At 47.0% G+C, this 16220-nt stretch carries 14 protein-coding genes; 7 read left to right on the top strand and 7 right to left on the bottom strand.

The annotated features are described in order from the left end of the window. Window positions 1-43: 43 nt before the first annotated feature. From MKY01_RS12965 to MKY01_RS12940, 6 genes are all read right to left on the bottom strand, one after another. Complete coding sequence (locus MKY01_RS12965) at window positions 44-622, bottom strand: histidine phosphatase family protein (RefSeq protein ID WP_282321702.1); 579 nt, start codon at window positions 620-622, stop codon at window positions 44-46. Beyond that, a complete protein-coding gene (locus MKY01_RS12960) occupies window positions 619-2841 on the bottom strand; it encodes a class I SAM-dependent methyltransferase (RefSeq protein WP_339286531.1) in 2223 nt (740 codons plus the stop codon). The genes MKY01_RS12965 and MKY01_RS12960 overlap by 4 nt, the downstream gene beginning before the upstream one ends. Window positions 2842-3119: 278 nt before the next feature. After that, on the bottom strand, window positions 3120-3932 hold the full coding sequence (locus tag MKY01_RS12955; RefSeq protein WP_339286530.1) for an aminoglycoside phosphotransferase family protein: 813 nt from the start codon (window positions 3930-3932) through the stop codon (window positions 3120-3122). Between the two features lie 13 nt (window positions 3933-3945). Continuing rightward, window positions 3946-4536 (bottom strand): GNAT family N-acetyltransferase, encoded by a 591-nt coding sequence (locus tag MKY01_RS12950; RefSeq protein ID WP_339286529.1) that lies wholly within the window; start codon window positions 4534-4536, stop codon window positions 3946-3948. 8 nt (window positions 4537-4544) lie between these two features. Further along, window positions 4545-4991: a RidA family protein gene (locus tag MKY01_RS12945; RefSeq protein ID WP_047842646.1), complete on the bottom strand. Its 447-nt coding sequence runs from the start codon at window positions 4989-4991 to the stop codon at window positions 4545-4547. Further along, window positions 4988-5890, bottom strand: coding sequence for an AraC family transcriptional regulator (locus tag MKY01_RS12940; RefSeq protein ID WP_076249608.1), 903 nt, complete (start codon window positions 5888-5890; stop codon window positions 4988-4990). Before MKY01_RS12940 ends, MKY01_RS12945 begins: the two co-directional genes overlap by 4 nt. 127 nt (window positions 5891-6017) lie before the next feature. Between MKY01_RS12940 and MKY01_RS12935 the strand changes: the two genes are divergently transcribed. The 7 genes from MKY01_RS12935 (at window position 6018) to MKY01_RS12905 (ending at window position 15693) form a co-directional block, all read left to right on the top strand. Further along, window positions 6018-7307, top strand: coding sequence for a Gfo/Idh/MocA family oxidoreductase (locus MKY01_RS12935; RefSeq protein ID WP_036670584.1), 1290 nt, complete (start codon window positions 6018-6020; stop codon window positions 7305-7307). A gap of 115 nt (window positions 7308-7422) precedes the next feature. Continuing rightward, window positions 7423-9240: a sensor histidine kinase gene (locus tag MKY01_RS12930; RefSeq protein ID WP_339286528.1), complete on the top strand. Its 1818-nt coding sequence runs from the start codon at window positions 7423-7425 to the stop codon at window positions 9238-9240. After that, complete coding sequence (locus tag MKY01_RS12925) at window positions 9212-10771, top strand: response regulator (protein ID WP_339286527.1); 1560 nt, start codon at window positions 9212-9214, stop codon at window positions 10769-10771. The genes MKY01_RS12930 and MKY01_RS12925 overlap by 29 nt, the downstream gene beginning before the upstream one ends. Before the next feature lie 116 nt (window positions 10772-10887). Next, window positions 10888-11805 (top strand): sugar ABC transporter permease, encoded by a 918-nt coding sequence (locus MKY01_RS12920; protein WP_339287153.1) that lies wholly within the window; start codon window positions 10888-10890, stop codon window positions 11803-11805. Further along, a complete protein-coding gene (locus MKY01_RS12915) occupies window positions 11805-12650 on the top strand; it encodes a carbohydrate ABC transporter permease (protein ID WP_339286526.1) in 846 nt (281 codons plus the stop codon). The genes MKY01_RS12920 and MKY01_RS12915 overlap by 1 nt, the downstream gene beginning before the upstream one ends. A 38-nt stretch (window positions 12651-12688) precedes the next feature. Then, a complete protein-coding gene (locus MKY01_RS12910; protein WP_339286525.1) occupies window positions 12689-14014 on the top strand; it encodes an extracellular solute-binding protein in 1326 nt (441 codons plus the stop codon). 23 nt (window positions 14015-14037) lie between these two features. Next, a complete protein-coding gene (locus tag MKY01_RS12905) occupies window positions 14038-15693 on the top strand; it encodes a hypothetical protein (RefSeq protein WP_339286524.1) in 1656 nt (551 codons plus the stop codon). Between the two features lie 174 nt (window positions 15694-15867). On the opposite strand, the gene MKY01_RS12900 is transcribed toward MKY01_RS12905, so the two are convergent. Then, a complete protein-coding gene (locus MKY01_RS12900; RefSeq protein ID WP_062833999.1) occupies window positions 15868-16212 on the bottom strand; it encodes a hypothetical protein in 345 nt (114 codons plus the stop codon). Window positions 16213-16220: the final 8 nt, after the last annotated feature.

Genomic DNA, 16220 nt, shown 5'->3' with positions numbered 1-16220 from the left:
TCCACTCTCATTCTGACTAATGCATTTCTTATATAGATCTCTGTCACTCCCACAATCGGGTGACCTGGACCAACTTGCGCGTTCCATCAAACTGCAATTTAAAAATATCCGGCATCGTAGTACTCTCCCAAAAGTCATACCCGTAGGAAGAATCATAGTGTTGTAAAATAAGTGTCATTACATCTCCATGGGTTCCGATGACTACCTTGTGACCCACATGTTTATCCAAAATTTTCTCGATTACCGCTACTGCCCTTGAGCGAGCCTGTGCACCAGACTCCCCACCTGAATACGCATACGTAGGATCACGGTACAACTGCTGCTTGGCTTCACGAAAATTAGCATGCTTCACATCTGAACTCGACAACTGGCGTTCACGCAAATCTTCCTCTGTCACCACAATTCCATCTGACCAATCTGCCAGAATCTGAATCGTATCTACCGCTCGCCTGTAGGGGCTAGAATAAAACAGTTGAATCTGCTCCCCATGGAGCAGACTGGCAACCGTTCCCGCATCTTGATGACCTTGCTCTGTCAGTCCACGCTCGCGTTCCTGTCCTTCAACATATCGAGACTCCGCATGTCTGACAAAATACAAAAACGTACTGGCCTCACTCATCATTCATCCGCCAACCCTTTTTTCTTCTCAATGACAATCAGGCAGGTACTGTCTGGCAAAGGCGCAGGCTCACCATTTTCCTTCATGAAGATCATTCGTTCTCCAAGTGCTTCCGTGTACCCCTCCTGGAGAAAATGTCGGAACGTAATAATCTCGGCTTGTTCACCCAGCGCTTCTCGAATACAGTTCTCATAGGCTGTCGGCGTGAATATACCGAACTGTTCCTGAATTTCATGCACGTATGCCTCTTCGCCCCACGTATAGGTGTAGAGAAACTCCATTGCATCGTTGATCGGCAATACGACCTCATTTTCTGAGACCCGCTCATATTGAATTGCGCGTCCCTGAAAATCCTCTGCATACCGCTCCAGCCAGCGCATCCCATCCGGTTCCAGGAAACGAATCCGGCGCTTCTGTGCCTCAGGTTCACTCATGATCCCATCCCGAATCAGAATTCTTCCTCCAGGTGACAGCACACGGAATGAACTTCTCAGCGCTGCTACAACCGTATCGGAATTAAATCTTCGACCGTCCAGTTCAATATATGAATATAATTCATGCAGAATGGATGAAAAAATAACCGTATCCACTGTGCCCGGCTGCACATATTGCTCCAGTTGTAGGGCATCGCCCTTCATCACTTGCCAGCGATGTCCCTCACGTTGTTTTTTGCGTTCCAGCGCTTCAATGACATTGGCTGAGATATCGATACCAATCGGCTCCACTTCCGGTTTTTCCTGCTCAATCAGATCCAGCAGAATTCCTCCACCTGGACCAATATCCAGTACTCGTTTACCAACGATATAGTCGAGCAGTACTTTTTTGTAATCACCGGAGCTGTTCATATCGGACAAATACGTCTCTTCGTTGTGGAAACGATCATACGCATCCCTGCGTAATCCGAACAGGTCAAATAACAGCAGTACAGCCTTCTCGTATAACGGCGACTTTTCCGCTTCAATACAGAATGCAATCAGCTTCTCGGCAGCCGGAGAAAATTCGAAGGTCACGAATAATGTATCCGGCAGATCCGTATGACGTTCAATGCGATGGGTTAGATGGGGATAGACGATCTGCTCCCCTGCCACAATCTGTTCCCACGAATACTGTTCCAAATATTTTTCAATCATTCGTTTCTTGTAAATATTGAGCTTCTTGACGCACTTGTAATCGTAATACATCGTATTCATCAATGGTTCGAAGCTGATATGGCGAACGATTTCAGATCGACTCTCCATGGATGTTGGATGCATGCTCTCGCTGCGAAGTGTCAACAGGAACACTTTCACCATCTCCTGCAACGAAAAATCCTGCATGGCCGACTCCACATACCATAATGTGCGATGAGCCAGCGGAGCCAACGCCTGTTCTACATCCAGTTCCGTTTGGAGCCTGGCATAAGCCGTATCCATAGCTTCTCCTTGCCGAATGGATGAACTTCTTAAGCGGGATAACCGTTCCTTCACGCTCCAGTCCTCATGATTCGGTCCGGTGATAATCCAGCCTACAATTCGCTGTACCTCAGCCTGAACCTGATTCCATAACGCTCGATCAACGCCTGCAATAATGCACTCATTTAATGCCATCAGTATGGTGTGCAATTCATCTGTAGTAAGCCATCCTTTGACGATCAAGCCGTGAAGCGGAGCATTTTCGGCAAATGGAATCTCACCCCGTATGTATTGACCAATAAGTCCATGTGTAGCAATTAGAGTACGTATAATCTCATGCCTTGGAGTGTGTGTATTCAGCGCATCATGCTCGCTTATATCCGCATTGTTACTTAGAGCACCACTCGGAGAACCAAGTTGATATATACTCGTCTCCTTGGTCTTATCGATGTCATTATCCAGGTGCTCTGCCACTGCGTATAAGTCATATAACTGAGCGGACCCCACATTGTGTACAAACAAGTTAACGCCCTGCTTTTGCCATACCCGCCGTTGCTCCCGTGATCCGGCCTTCGCCGTCTCTGACCAGGTTAATACGTCTTCCAGAATTTCTCGCACCCAAAAAGAAACCTGAAGCTCCTCCAGTACGTGAAGTGTACGCTCGGTGTAGTCCAGCACCGGATTTGTTCCCTCAAGTTCGGCAATGGAATGAATGCGTTCGAGGTTAATATGGGGTTTCTCCGCTGCTGCCAGCAGTTGCAGCCATAGCTGCTGGGCTTCCGGCGTATTACCTGACTTGTATGATTGTATGGCCTTTAATGAATGCAGCATGAATAAGTCCCCTCTTTCTCTACCCTTATATAAAAAAATCATTAGATTCGTCTATAGAAGTTGAACTAATTATTAACATTATAACGAAGAGGACAGAAAAAACCTGAAAAAGCGAAGCTAAAAGCTTTCTGCAAGAAAGCTGCTTCGGAAGCATATGCTTCGCCTTTATCCCCGGATTTTCCCCTTCGGAAAAGGGAATCAAAAAATCTGGGGATAACAGCGATTGAAAGGTTATTCTGTCATCGTAGTGTCAGTGTAAATAATATGTAATTCAACTTTTATAACAGACGAATTCGTTCCTGAACAAACTTGAGCAGCTGTTCCACCTCTTGAGCGGGCAAATCCTCGTCAAGACGCGCGGCAGCAACTGGCAGCATCCAGGACTCTATTGCTTCACGTGTAATCCCGGAAAGTTGCATATAATGATGGATGTAAAATTCGACCAGCGATTCACGAGCCGTTTCAAACCCCATTCGTATAGCAGGATCTGTATCTTCCGGCAATGTGGCACTCATTAATATTACCCAGCTTCGAGCCACATCACCCGCAGGATCACCCGACATACCAGTCATCCAATCAATGACCCAGTATTGATCGCCAGCCTCACTGAGCATAACATTATCAGGGTGAAAATCGCCATGACAGATCTGTTGTTGATCAGGCAATGTTGTTAAGTAAGAAAGGACTCGCGCTTGATCGTCCTCCGACAATAATCGAACATTGCGAATCGCTCCCGATAAAATCTGCTTCTGTAAGGGGAGTGTTCCTTCATCATCTCGCTCGCAATGAAGTCTGTAATGACAGTCAGCCATTTTAAACGCCAGCTGCTCTAGTAACTCCGGTTGCTGAATGATAAGTGATAACAGGGTAATCCCCTGGATTCGCTCAAAAACAATGCCAGCACGCGACGTAGTATGTTCTATCAAGGATACTGCCTGTGGGACGGGGAGTCCTTTTTTGAATGCCAACTCACTTATTCTAAATTCATTCTGGACGGCTTCGTGAGGAAAATCCATTCGATATAACTTCATAATGTGCTCGTTCGAATACGCATAGATTTCCGCAGTTCTTCCTTGACCGATTCGCTCCATATCTACCCTCCCTTTACTCGAACTCAATGCCTCTGATTTTGGAGAAAACCATACAATTAACCAGCGTACCTGTGCTGTCACGTCTCATCTTGCGCAGTACACCTTCCAGTGTATAACCCGCTCGTTCGGCTACTTTGGCACTTCGCACATTGCGGGCATCACAGCGGATCTCCAGCCGGTTCGCCTCCAGATGAGTAATGGCAAATTGCTCAATGCCTTTCACCGCTTCTGTCATCAAACCCTCACCAGCTCGCGATGTTCGAATCCAGTAACCAATCTCAAAACAGCGTGCATTCCAGTCAATACGATGTAACCCGCTGCTGCCTACGAATTCATCCGTATGTCTATCACGCAAATGTAACATCATGTCGGTACGTTCCAGATATTGCAGCCTTGCTTTGCGAACAGTCACTTCAGACTCTTCCAATGAAGGGATTTTCTCGGCAAAAGGTAACCACAACCGCAGCTGCTCCGCACTCTCACGGACCGCTTCATTAACGGCTGCGCCATCCCCCCACTGTGGTGCTCGAATCGAGAGGCGTTCCGTATGGAAGCTCTCGGGTATCGTTAACATGATCGGATTAAATGAAGACGATTCTATCATCGTTATACCTACTCCTCCACTTGAAAAATAGAATCAATGATCAGCGGCAAATTATCCCTTACGGACACTGCACCGAATACTGAACGAGCGTGTACCCCCTGATCCCCAAATACCTCCATCATCAGATCCGAGAATCCATTTAGCACTTTATGATGCTCCTGATACGAAGCGGACGCATTGATGAATCCCTGCACTTTAACCACTCTCTTAACCCGATCCAGTGAACCCAACACATCTCGAACGACAGCAAGCACCTCCAGTCCAGCATTCCGGGCAAAATCATACCCCTGCTCTGTTGTGAAGTCTGATCCCAGTTTGCCGCGTTCGGAGGTATCCGGTCCTTTCCCGGATACATACATAATTCCATTCACAATAACGGCATTGGCGTATTTCGCTGCGGGGGCACTGGCCTGTGGCAAAATGATCCCCAGTTCATTTAATCTCGCTTCAATCATCGTATATTCTCTCCCTCTTTTAGGGTCCTCACGGAACCCGATTCCTTGTATTCCTGTCTATAAACTCTTGGTGATACCTGAACGGTACGTTTGAACATCTTGCCAAAATGAGAGAAGTTACTGAATCCCGCAAGCCATGCGATGTCCGTAATGGATTCTTCACTTTCTCGCAGTAAACGCTGTGCTTCCTTCACCCGTAACAGATTCAGATAATCACTGAAGGTAAATCCCGTCGTTTGTTTGAACAATCGACTCAGATAATGCGGACTAATGCGAAACATGCCCGCCACCTCCGGTAATGTCAGTGGTTTCTGATAGTTCTCATTCAGGTAACGTACAACTGCCTGTGTCTTGGGATGAAGAACCGGCTCACGATCATCGGAGCTTAACCTGCCCAAGTGTTGATTACGATAGGCATGGAGCAACAATTCAACAGCCCGGTGACGGAGCAACAGGTTGCTTCCAGGTTGAGGACGAAGCATTTCATCCACCATTTCGCTAACCATCCGTTCTAGAACCTCAGTGACTTGAGATGGAAACCTTACAATAGGAATCTCCCAACAGAAGGGTTCCTTCAAGCCTTCAACTAACTCCGCGGAAATAGCTATGGCTGCAAAAAGCTCAGGCTTCAAATACAGCACCATCCGCTCATGGTCAGGCATACCGCTCTCCAATGTTTTATGAACCGTATTGCGGTCAACAAACACCAGATCACCAGCCTTTACCCGGTAGGTCCGGTCCTTAATGAAATAGATACGCTCACCAGACAACAGGTAATATAACTCATAATGATCATGCAGATGGTCATCCGTCATCGAGAAATATCCAATGCGACGATCATATTCGATGTGCAGTAAATCCGAGGGATCATGAAAATCTGCACTGAAAGGTTCTGTCATATCGCCCTCTCTCCTTTCCATAAATTATAGCAAAATATGCGGCATTTGAAAGCGGTTACGCATAAAATGCGGCGAAAGAAGTACTCCCTTGTTATAGTCTAGAGCTATATTCAAGGAGGCGATAGACATGAGTAACAAAAAACGTTATGTATTAGTTGGAACCGGCGGCCGCGCCGAATTTTTTTATGGTGCTTTGACCCGGGATTACAGGGATACATCCGAGCTTGTCGGCTTTTGTGATATAAATCAAGTCCGCATGAACTACGCGAATCAACTATTGAAGGAAAAGTACGAGTATCCTGAGGTACCCACTTATCCTGCAGATCAGTTTGATCAGATGATTGAGAACGAGAAGCCTGACTATGTCATCGTAACGAGTGTTGACCGCACCCATCACAAGTACATCATTCGTGCGATGGAACTGGGTTGTGACGTTGTCACCGAAAAACCGATGACCATCGATGAGGAGAAATGTCAGGAGATTCTGGATGCTGTCAAGCGGACTGGCCAGAACGTAAGAGTCACCTTTAATTACCGTTATGCACCGCACCATACTAAGATTCGGGAACTTATTCTGAATGATACCATCGGGAAAGTCACTTCCGTTCACTTTGAATGGCTGCTGAATACCCGCCACGGGGCAGATTATTTCCGCCGTTGGCATCGGGACAAGCGTAATAGCGGCGGATTACTCGTGCACAAATCCACCCATCACTTCGATTTGGTGAATTTCTGGATTGGCTCGCAACCGGATACCGTGTTTGCATTTGGTGATCTGATGTATTACGGCAGAGAAAACGCAGAAGAACGCGGTGTAACGCAATTCTACAACCGGGCAACCGGCAACCCGATCGCAAAGGATGACCCTTTTGCACTGCATTTGGATTCAGACGCACATATGAAGTCCATGTATCTGGATGCCGAATCGGAAGATGGTTACCAGCGCGATCAGAGTGTATTTGGGGATGGCATCAACATTGAGGATACGATGGGTGTTCTTGTGAAGTATCGGAACAAAGCCATTCTGACCTACTCCCTCGTTGCCTACCAGCCATGGGAGGGTTATCGCATTGCCATTAATGGCACCAAAGGCCGGATTGAAATGAACATTGTGGAGCAATCCTATGTCAATTCATTGGGTGACAAAAGTAAAGAAGGTGCTTTAATCGGTAAAACGTTGCGGGTTCTTCCAATGTTTGATGCGCCATATGAGGTTGAAGTGGAAGAGAAAGCAGGTGGACATGGCGGAGGTGACCCGGTTCTGCTGAATGATCTGTTTGGAGAGCCTGTAGAAGATCCGTTCCATCGCGCTGCTAACCACGTGGACGGTGCCAGATCCATTCTGACGGGTATTGCTGCCAATCGCGCCATCGCGACGGGTTTGCCTGTCAATGTCAATAATCTGGTTCGTTTCTAAGTCTCCCAGGTCTGCACTACATTATTAATTTCATTTAAAGGCTGCGCATATCACGCAGTCTTTTTTATATTATTGTGCCTAATCTGCAAGTCGACTCGGTAGAAGGAGGAAATCTATGTTCTTCTCTTTAAAAAACCGTCTGATTGCCTTTATCGTTGTCCTGTTTGTCCTCGCTTTTGGCACACTCTCCTACCTGCTCTTCAAGGAATCACGCACGGTCATTCGCTCTTACATCGAATCCTCTGCTCTTGAGAAAATGGAGGAATACGGTTCATACGTAGACATGGTGCAGATGCAGATCTACGATGTCGCCTCTCTTGTTTTCAATAGTGATATGGGCAAAAACTGGGATAACGCGATCGGTGATCCGAACCTGCCCGAAGGAGAAAAGATGCTGGCCAATCTTGCGATGAGCCGTTTTCTTACTCAGGCAACCAACAGTTACACAAGTATCTCGGATGTATCCATCTATCGTCGGAATGGACTGCGAATTGGCAGCGAGAATCAGGTAACATATGACCCTGCCTTTGTACAAGAATCCTGGTATACGAATTTTTACACGTTGGGAGAACGCTGGTTACCTGCACACACCGATCAACATGAACGTGTCAGAGATCATGGTAATCCGGTGGTCAGTCTGCTGATGCCCATTGGCACCTTTCATCATGCTACAGCGCAGAATGTCATGAAGGTAAATGTCAGTGAATCTTATTTTCTGGAGCCGCTCCGGCGCATACATCTTGCGGAGAGTAGCACTATTTTTCTACTGGGCGAGCAAGGAAATCCTATTCTGTCACAACAGATAGACGCGTTGGGTGCTGTAGCTACCGCAGAGATCGATCGTTTTCGAAACAGCCCGCTCAAATCCGGTGTGGCATACCTCACAAACCAGGAAGGACAGCGAGACATTCTTGTATTCAAGAAACTGGGACGTACCGGCTGGATGTTGGCGGGTATCGCACCTGAAAAGGAATTGTACCTCTCTCTCCATAAGCTCCAAAGCACAATTGTGGTGGTGACGATTGCCCTGATTCTGGTCTCCCTCTTGGCTGCTGCATGGTTATCCCACGGCGTAACCAAACCTTTGACCAGACTGGTGCTGGCGATGAGACAGGTTCAACGAGGTGCTTTTGACCAAGCGGATTCACTTCTGCCTCCGGATAAAAATGTAAAGAGCGAGATCAGTTATGTGATCTTCACCTTCCGTTATATGATCAGTCAGCTGCGGCAGCATATCCAGAATGAATTTGAACTGAAACTACTGCGCCAGCAAGCAGAGTACAAGGCACTTCTCATACAGATTAATCCACATTTTATGTTTAATACTCTGGAGCTGGTTAGCAGCCTTGCCATTCAGCGCCGAACGGATGATACGGTTCAGGTCATTGAGGATCTGGGTAAAATGATGCGCTTTTCTATCAATACCAATGACGACCGTGTTCCGCTAACCGAAGAGCTGGATTATGTGCAGCGTTATATCTCCATTTTGCAGACTCGTTTCGGTCATAAACTCGACATTTCAGTAACGTTGGAAGGTACACTGAACTACGTGGTCATCATCAAGTTTATTCTTCAACCACTTATTGAAAATGCAGTGAAATACAGCTTCCAACATCAGACGACAGCTCAGGTACAGATACGGATCAACCGGATGTATGATCGTCTGCACATCAGCGTTTTAGACAACGGACCGGGTATCCCAGCAGAAATAATCAATAAGTTGCAACATCCGGTTGCTCCCTCCTCATTGGAATCCATATTGCATAATGAAGGCTGGCATATTGGACTGAGCAATGTCATTGCTCGTTGTCGTCTGCATTATGGTGGCTTGTTCACGGTCCATGTGGAGAACGATGAGCGCGGAGGAGCTTACATTGAACTGACTCTACCCGTACAGGAGGAATATGATGTACAACGTATTAATCGCAGATGACGAGATCGAAGTTCGCGAAGGATTAAAATTGAAAGTCGATTGGCATGGCATGGGTTTTGTCATAACAGGAGAAGCCTCTAATGGGATCCAAGCGGATGAACTTTTGAAATCTGAACATTTTGACTTGCTGATTACCGATATGAATATGCCTGTCATGGATGGCATCAGACTATTGGATGTCTGCCGCAGTTATAACCCTTCCATTCAGATTATCATTATCACGGGTTATGAGGATTTTCAATATGCCAGAGCGGGGGTCCGCAGCCAGGTCATGGATTATTTACTGAAACCTGTAACCCGGGATGAATTGAAAGCCACATTAGGCAAAATCAAAGCGGATCTGGATGACAAACGTAAAATACGAGGCGATTCCGAATTGTTGCAATGGCGACTCTCTCAGTATTACCGGGAAATGAAGGAACGTTTCCTTCTTGATCTCGTTAAAGGCAATCGCCTACCGCCTTCCTCCATGCCAGAACGGCTCAGATTATTCCATCTGGAATCATGGCAGGATCAGAAGGTCTGTTTCATCACCGCGAGTATAAGTCACTCGGACAAGCCGGATATTCGAAAAGATCGATTACACGAGCAGATGCATCTTCCTTTCGAAATGGTATGTTACGAAATCGCCCAGTCTGATTCAGACAATGTCCAGGTTTTTCATGATTCGGCACACGCAGGCATCATGCATTTCATGGTGCAAGACGGTATGCAGCATGAATTCATCCAACTGCTCTCGGGACATACGGCATCCCTTTTTTCCATCGAACTCAAGATTGGGGTGGGACTTTCTGGTTCCGGACTTGAGCACTGGAAAGAAGGTTATATCCATTCCCTTCTGGCATGGAATTCAGCTGAACGGGCTGGCAGCGGGCCAAACCTTCAGGCAGGAACAGACTATAGTCCATTACTGCCTGAAGAAACAACACGCAAGCTGCATCGTTACCTCATTCGAGGGGAACTGGACTCCTTCCGCAGCATCATCCGCAAGGAACTTCACGAGGCATTCCAGCTTACTCCCTCCAGAATGACACGAAGCATTTTTCAAATTTCATTGTTGATGGATTTTCCTATGGCCCCGGAATGGATACTTTGGCTTAAGACGCCAGATCAAGCAGAACGCTTATTAATGCAATGGGCTCAAGACTTCCTGAGTCGACAACTTCCTTCAGAAGATGGGGATGAGACGGTTATAGACTTAGCCAAGCGATATATCGAGGAGAACTACATGCAGGAGCTAACCTTGACGTTACTCGCTGAACGGTTTAACTATTATCCTACCTATTTCTCCGAACTGTTTAAGGAAGGTGCAGGGACCTCTTTTATTCAGTATGTGACGGGCGTTCGGATGAAACACGCCTTGCAACTGCTGAAGGAAACCCAATTAACCGTGTGGGATATTACAGAACTGACCGGCTTCAGTTCACCAAGTTATTTCAGCTCGAAATTCAAAAGAATGTTCAACATGAGTCCGTCAGACTATCGCTTGCTGCATTCCGAAAAAATCGATAGTCATGATCCGAAGAAATGAGATTCAAGCTTCTCCCCTTCCCCGGTATGATGTGGTTACCAAGAGAACGCCGTATGTTGTAAGCGGATTCATAATTGGTGACTATTATTCTTACCCATTCAGAAGGGAGGCACATGATGAAAAAACAGACTAAGCCCTTATACGGTCAGCACAATACCACAGCCTACTTGTTTCTTCTACCCTGGCTGATCGGGCTCTTCTGTCTGACACTGGGACCAATGGTTGCGTCCCTATACTTATCCATGACCAAATTCAATCTGCTGTCATCACCGACTTGGACTGGACTTAGCAACTATGTTCACATCTTTACCGAGGACGATACCTTTCGCAGGTCCCTCGGGCTGACGTTTTATTATGTCTTTCTATCCGTTCCACTAAGGCTCGCCTTCGCCCTATTGGTGGCAATGGCGCTGAACAAGGGAATTCGAGCCCTTGGCATCTACCGGACTGTATATTACATCCCTTCCCTCTTGGGCGGCAGCGTCGCGATTGCAATCGTCTGGCGGCAACTTTTTGAGGGGAACGGACTGGTTAACCAGTTTTTAAGCTGGTTTGGTATCTCGGGTCCATCCTGGATTGCGCATCCAGATTATGTGGTCTATACCATCATCACACTATCCGTGTGGCAATTCGGGTCTGCCATGGTCATCTTTCTTGCTGGCCTGAAACAGGTCCCGGCAGACTTATATGAAGCTTCCGATGTCGATGGAGCGGGCAAGATACGTCAATTTTTCGGAATTACCCTGCCCATGCTCTCCCCCGTTATCTTTTTTAACCTGATCATGAGCATGATCAATTCATTCCAGGCGTTTACACCAGCTTACGTGATCGGGGATGGCCGCGGGGGTCCACTCGACGCAACAATGTTTTATACCTTGTATCTGTATCTGAAAGGTTTTTCGTTCTTTGATATGGGTTATGCTTCGGCTCTGGCTTGGATCATGTTGGTCATTATCGGGGTATTCACCGCAATCGTCTTTGTTACATCCCGATTTTGGGTGTTCTACGGGGATAATAATCAGGAGGGGAGGTAATGCATGTGCCAATCAAACGACAACTGGTTCAGGCCGGGAGGCATGCCGCCATTATACTCTTCGGTCTGCTGATGTTATATCCAGTACTATGGTTGATTCTCAGTTCGTTTAAACCGAACCATCTCATTTTCACCAGTGGCAGTCTTTTCCCAACCAGTTTCACGCTGGAGCACTATATTAATGGCTGGAAAGGTCTGCAGGGCATCTCTTTCGGCCGTTTCTTCGGCAACTCCGTGCTGATCTCGGTCATGAGTGTGCTGGGCAATGTGATCTCCTGTTCCCTTGCAGCATTTGCTTTCTCCAGATTAAAGTTCACATTCAAAGGCTTGTGGTTCAGCATGATGTTGGTCACGATTATGTTGCCTTACCATGTTACTCTGGTGCCTCAGTACATTCTCTATAATGAGCTTCAATGGATTAATACGTATTTCCCGCTGATCCTGCCTAAGTGGCTTGCGCAGGATTCCTTCTTCATCCTGCTTATGGTTCAATTCATACGCGGTATACCGCGGGAGCTGGACGAGAGTGCAACCATTGACGGTTGCGGGCAATCACAGATCTATTTCCGAATCGTAGTGCCACTGCTCGTTCCAGCACTGATTACAACCGCGATCTTCACCTTCCTGTGGAGCTGGGATGATTTTTTCAGTCAGATGATCTATCTGAGCAAAATTGATCTGTTCACCGTGCAGCTGGGCATTCGCTCTCTCTTCGATCCATCAGGACAATCCGATTGGGGCGCATTACTTGCCATGTCCACCCTGTCACTGCTTCCCGTGACTATCATCTTTTTACTGTTTCAGCGATATTTCCTTGAGGGCATTGCGACAACTGGTCTGAAGTAACAACACGTTTCTCATATCATTAGACAGGGGGATTTATCATGTTCAAACGTTTCATGATTGGTATGATCACTTCACTTTTGTTATTTGTAACAGCTTGCTCCGGAACAGACCATACCGGTACTAATGATGCAAGCAATGGTAATGATAATGGAACTACCGAGGGCGGACAGGTCGAACTGCGCATCATGTGGTGGGGTGACCAGAAACGGGCAGATATTACGAATGAAGCCCTCAAGATCTTTCAGACAAAACATCCGGCTATTAAAATTGTAGGTGAATTTGCACCCTCCTCTGGATATTTCGACAAGCTGAATACCCAATTGGCATCAGGCACAGCACCTGATATCTTTTTCCTTGGCGGAAATGTCGTGGACTATGCCAAAAAAGATGTCCTGCTCAATCTGGACCCATATGTTGGCAACGAACTGAATTTGGACGGTATGGATGAAACTATGATCGAATACGGACGTCTCGACGGGAAGCTGCAACATATCTCTGCCGGTGCGAACGCACGGGGAATTATTGTTAACAAGTCACTCTTTGAGAAAGCCGGCGTGCCTTTGCCAGCTTCGGATTGGGACTGGGCGGACTATGCCGCCATCAGCAAAGAGTTGTCCGACAAGCTCGGAGACGGCTTCTATGGAACGTACAACTTTACCGTCGACGGGATGGATATTTATCTAAAACAGAGGGGTAAACAACTGTATGACATGAAAAATGGCACACTTGGATTCGCCAAAGAAGACATTCTGGAATGGTTCCAGTATTGGGAAAAGACTTCGGCATCTGGCGGTGTAGTCACACCGGAATTACAGGTATCCAACCCGCATGATGACACCAGTAAGTCCCTGTTGATCACAGGCAAAGCAGCCATGACTCTACTACCATCCAACCAACTTGCTGCATTCCAGAGCTTGACGGAAGATCCGCTAGTACTTCTCCCTGTACCACGAGGCCCTAAGGGAACGGGTGTTGTATTTGAATCCAGTCAGGGATTATCGGGTTATGCGAATACCAAACATCCGAAGGAAGTGGCAACGTTAATGGATTTCTGGATTCATGATCCGGAAGCAGCCAAAATCCTTGGTAATGACCGCGGCGTGCCCGTTACGGAAGCCAATCGAAATCTTCTTCAGGAAGGCGCTGGTCCTGTGGAGGAGATTGTCTATAACTATACAAACCTTGTCTCTGAAGCAACGAAGACTGAACCTTTTGACGTGAGTTACAACCCACCTGGATTTGCAGAGTTCTCCAAGTTAGCTCAGACGACAAATCAAGAGATCGGATTTGGACGAAAAAGTGTGGAGCAAGCTGTCTCCGACTTCTATAACGGGACCGTTCGTATTTTTGAATCGAATCAATAAGCAGATACTGTGAGGAGGAACATATGACAGAAGAGATACTGAATCGGCTGCGCAACATTTCGATTATGGATCAAGTTCAGCCAGTTAAACCGGAAGATCAGCAGTTATTACAAGAATGGCATGCGTCGGGTATCCGGTTTGCGGCATCGGGCGGACAACTGGAAGCTACGTATTATGCAGCGGTGGAGAATTTGCTTGCTTGTATCCTGCCCATGGGAGACAACGATCCTATTTTACAAGAAGGTGGCATCTATCTGGGATGTTGGTTAGAGAGTACAGGTACCATCAATGCAGAGCTGCTGTCTCGCCTGCTGCCTTCCGTATCCGAAACAACGTACCTCGCATTTGCCAAGCAGCAAAGAGAAGATGGATTGCTCCCGTATAAACTCACGGCAAACGGACCCTCTTTCCGGCAAATCCAGTTGGTCACTCCGCTGGCACGCAGTGTATGGAACCACTATCAGCTTCATAGCAATCATGGGAAGCAGTGGCCTTTCCTGAACACGATGTATAAGGCTATGGTTCGTTACGATGAGTGGATTGCCCACAACCGTAATACCCGAGGAACTGGCTGTGTAGAGGCCTTCAGTACGTTTGACACCGGACATGACTTATCCCCGCGATTCTGGCATGTTCCGGACACACCTTACATGAATGATGCTTCTGCCTATCACCCGGATTCTCCGATTCTGCCTTTTCTGGCACCAGATCTGACTGCCAATATCTATTGTCAGCGCTTGTATCTGTCCCGCATGGCTGAAGAACTGGGAGAATCGGGAACGGATTGGAAAGCAAAAGCCGAGTCTAGCCTGGAAAGTCTTTTCCGTTATTGTTACGACGAACAGGATATGTTCTTCTATGATCGGGATCGCAATGACGAGTTGGTCAGAGTACAATCCGATGTGTTGCTCCGCGTAATGGCCTGCGAGGTGGGCGACCGTGAATTGTTCGATAACCTACTGCGTCGGTACCTGTTGAATACAAGCAAGTTTTTCGCTAAATACCCGTTTACATCGATTTCAATGGATGATCCCAGATTTGATCCCTTTTCCTCCTATAACAGCTGGGGAGGGGCATCCAATTTCCTGAGTCTGATTCGGGCGCCACACGCATTCGAGTATCATCATCGATATGTGGAGCTAACCTGGGTAATGCAGCCTATCTTGTCCGCCCTATCCAAAGATAAGCGATTTGGTCAGGTACTAAGCCCATGGACCGGAGAACAAGGTTTTACCGAGACGTACTCACCCTCCATCCTCTGTCTCCTCGATTATGTGGAGCGACTATGCGGAATTATGCCTGTTGGATCGAATCAGCTCTGGTTTACCGGACTGCTCCCCATCGACATAGATCATGGTGAGATCGTATCTGGCAACACGGCTTATAGCCGAAAAGTCAACAAAGTAGGATATGAATTGGTCAACACGCCTGATCGCATGACGGTATATCTGGAAGGCAAGGTTCATCTGGATGGCCCGTCAGGGATTCGACTGGTGACGGATCATAGTGGACATCTGGAAGGCGTTATTGGAATGAGCGTTCGCACAGTCGAGGGAGAGCTCTTCTATCAAGGAGAGCGCATTCCGATTCGGGTCAAAGGAAATGAAATGCAGCGTTACGCTGATGGAAGTTTGAGCACCGAACGCGATATTGGCATCATCCATCCTACGTATCGTTAATTGTTTGTATGCAAAAAGCGCAAGTTGCCGAGGTATACTTCCCCTGCACTTGCGCTTTTCCCCTTTGCGCGTTTATATTTCTTTATTTCTTATTCATAAGGACACAAGATTTAGAAATTGACTACCACTGCGGAAATCATTCTCTCTCTGGTTACAGAGGAGATGAGTTTCACCTTACACCTTCCGTTGCCACGCCGGATGACGATAAAATTCAATCGTATCAATATAATTTACCGTGAACTGCTGTTCCACATCCGACAAGTTCAACAGTTTTCGGTCGATTTGCTTCATCCCCATGACCACATCGTGCCTTAGCAGGTCCATCGCAATTTTGCCTACAAACCCGCCTTCCATCTCTTTATGCTTGGTACGAAACTCTTCATTGTAGATCAGTTCAGGTGTGAATGCCGCTTCGACGAAAGCATTAACGAGCGTAAGCTCATTGCCCTCGATCTGCACTGCTAGATAATAATTGCCACGCTCATCCTTAATGAGGTCTTTATACATCTCTACGATCATGTGAATCA

Origin of the sequence: Paenibacillus sp. FSL R5-0486, assembly GCF_037975155.1 — a bacterium.
Classification (GTDB): domain Bacteria; phylum Bacillota; class Bacilli; order Paenibacillales; family Paenibacillaceae; genus Paenibacillus; species Paenibacillus amylolyticus.
This window is presented reverse-complemented; position numbering and strand designations above follow the sequence as displayed.

Bases quoted from the DNA above. Each gene is read 5' to 3' on its own strand.
- MKY01_RS12925 (WP_339286527.1), top strand. From the start codon at position 9,212: ATGATGTACAACGTATTAATCGCAGATGACGAGATCGAAGTTCGCGAA.
- MKY01_RS12915 (WP_339286526.1), top strand. From the start codon at position 11,805: ATGCATGTGCCAATCAAACGACAACTGGTTCAGGCCGGGAGGCATGCC.
- MKY01_RS12905 (WP_339286524.1), top strand. From the start codon at position 14,038: ATGACAGAAGAGATACTGAATCGGCTGCGCAACATTTCGATTATGGAT.
- MKY01_RS12950 (WP_339286529.1), bottom strand. From the start codon at position 4,536: ATGATAGAATCGTCTTCATTTAATCCGATCATGTTAACGATACCCGAG.
- MKY01_RS12900 (WP_062833999.1), bottom strand. From the start codon at position 16,212: ATGATCGTAGAGATGTATAAAGACCTCATTAAGGATGAGCGTGGCAAT.
- MKY01_RS12945 (WP_047842646.1), bottom strand. From the start codon at position 4,991: ATGATTGAAGCGAGATTAAATGAACTGGGGATCATTTTGCCACAGGCC.
- MKY01_RS12930 (WP_339286528.1), top strand. From the start codon at position 7,423: ATGTTCTTCTCTTTAAAAAACCGTCTGATTGCCTTTATCGTTGTCCTG.
- MKY01_RS12955 (WP_339286530.1), bottom strand. From the start codon at position 3,932: ATGGAGCGAATCGGTCAAGGAAGAACTGCGGAAATCTATGCGTATTCG.
- MKY01_RS12910 (WP_339286525.1), top strand. From the start codon at position 12,689: ATGTTCAAACGTTTCATGATTGGTATGATCACTTCACTTTTGTTATTT.
- MKY01_RS12960 (WP_339286531.1), bottom strand. From the start codon at position 2,841: ATGCTGCATTCATTAAAGGCCATACAATCATACAAGTCAGGTAATACG.
- MKY01_RS12920 (WP_339287153.1), top strand. From the start codon at position 10,888: ATGAAAAAACAGACTAAGCCCTTATACGGTCAGCACAATACCACAGCC.
- MKY01_RS12965 (WP_282321702.1), bottom strand. From the start codon at position 622: ATGATGAGTGAGGCCAGTACGTTTTTGTATTTTGTCAGACATGCGGAG.
- MKY01_RS12940 (WP_076249608.1), bottom strand. From the start codon at position 5,890: ATGACAGAACCTTTCAGTGCAGATTTTCATGATCCCTCGGATTTACTG.
- MKY01_RS12935 (WP_036670584.1), top strand. From the start codon at position 6,018: ATGAGTAACAAAAAACGTTATGTATTAGTTGGAACCGGCGGCCGCGCC.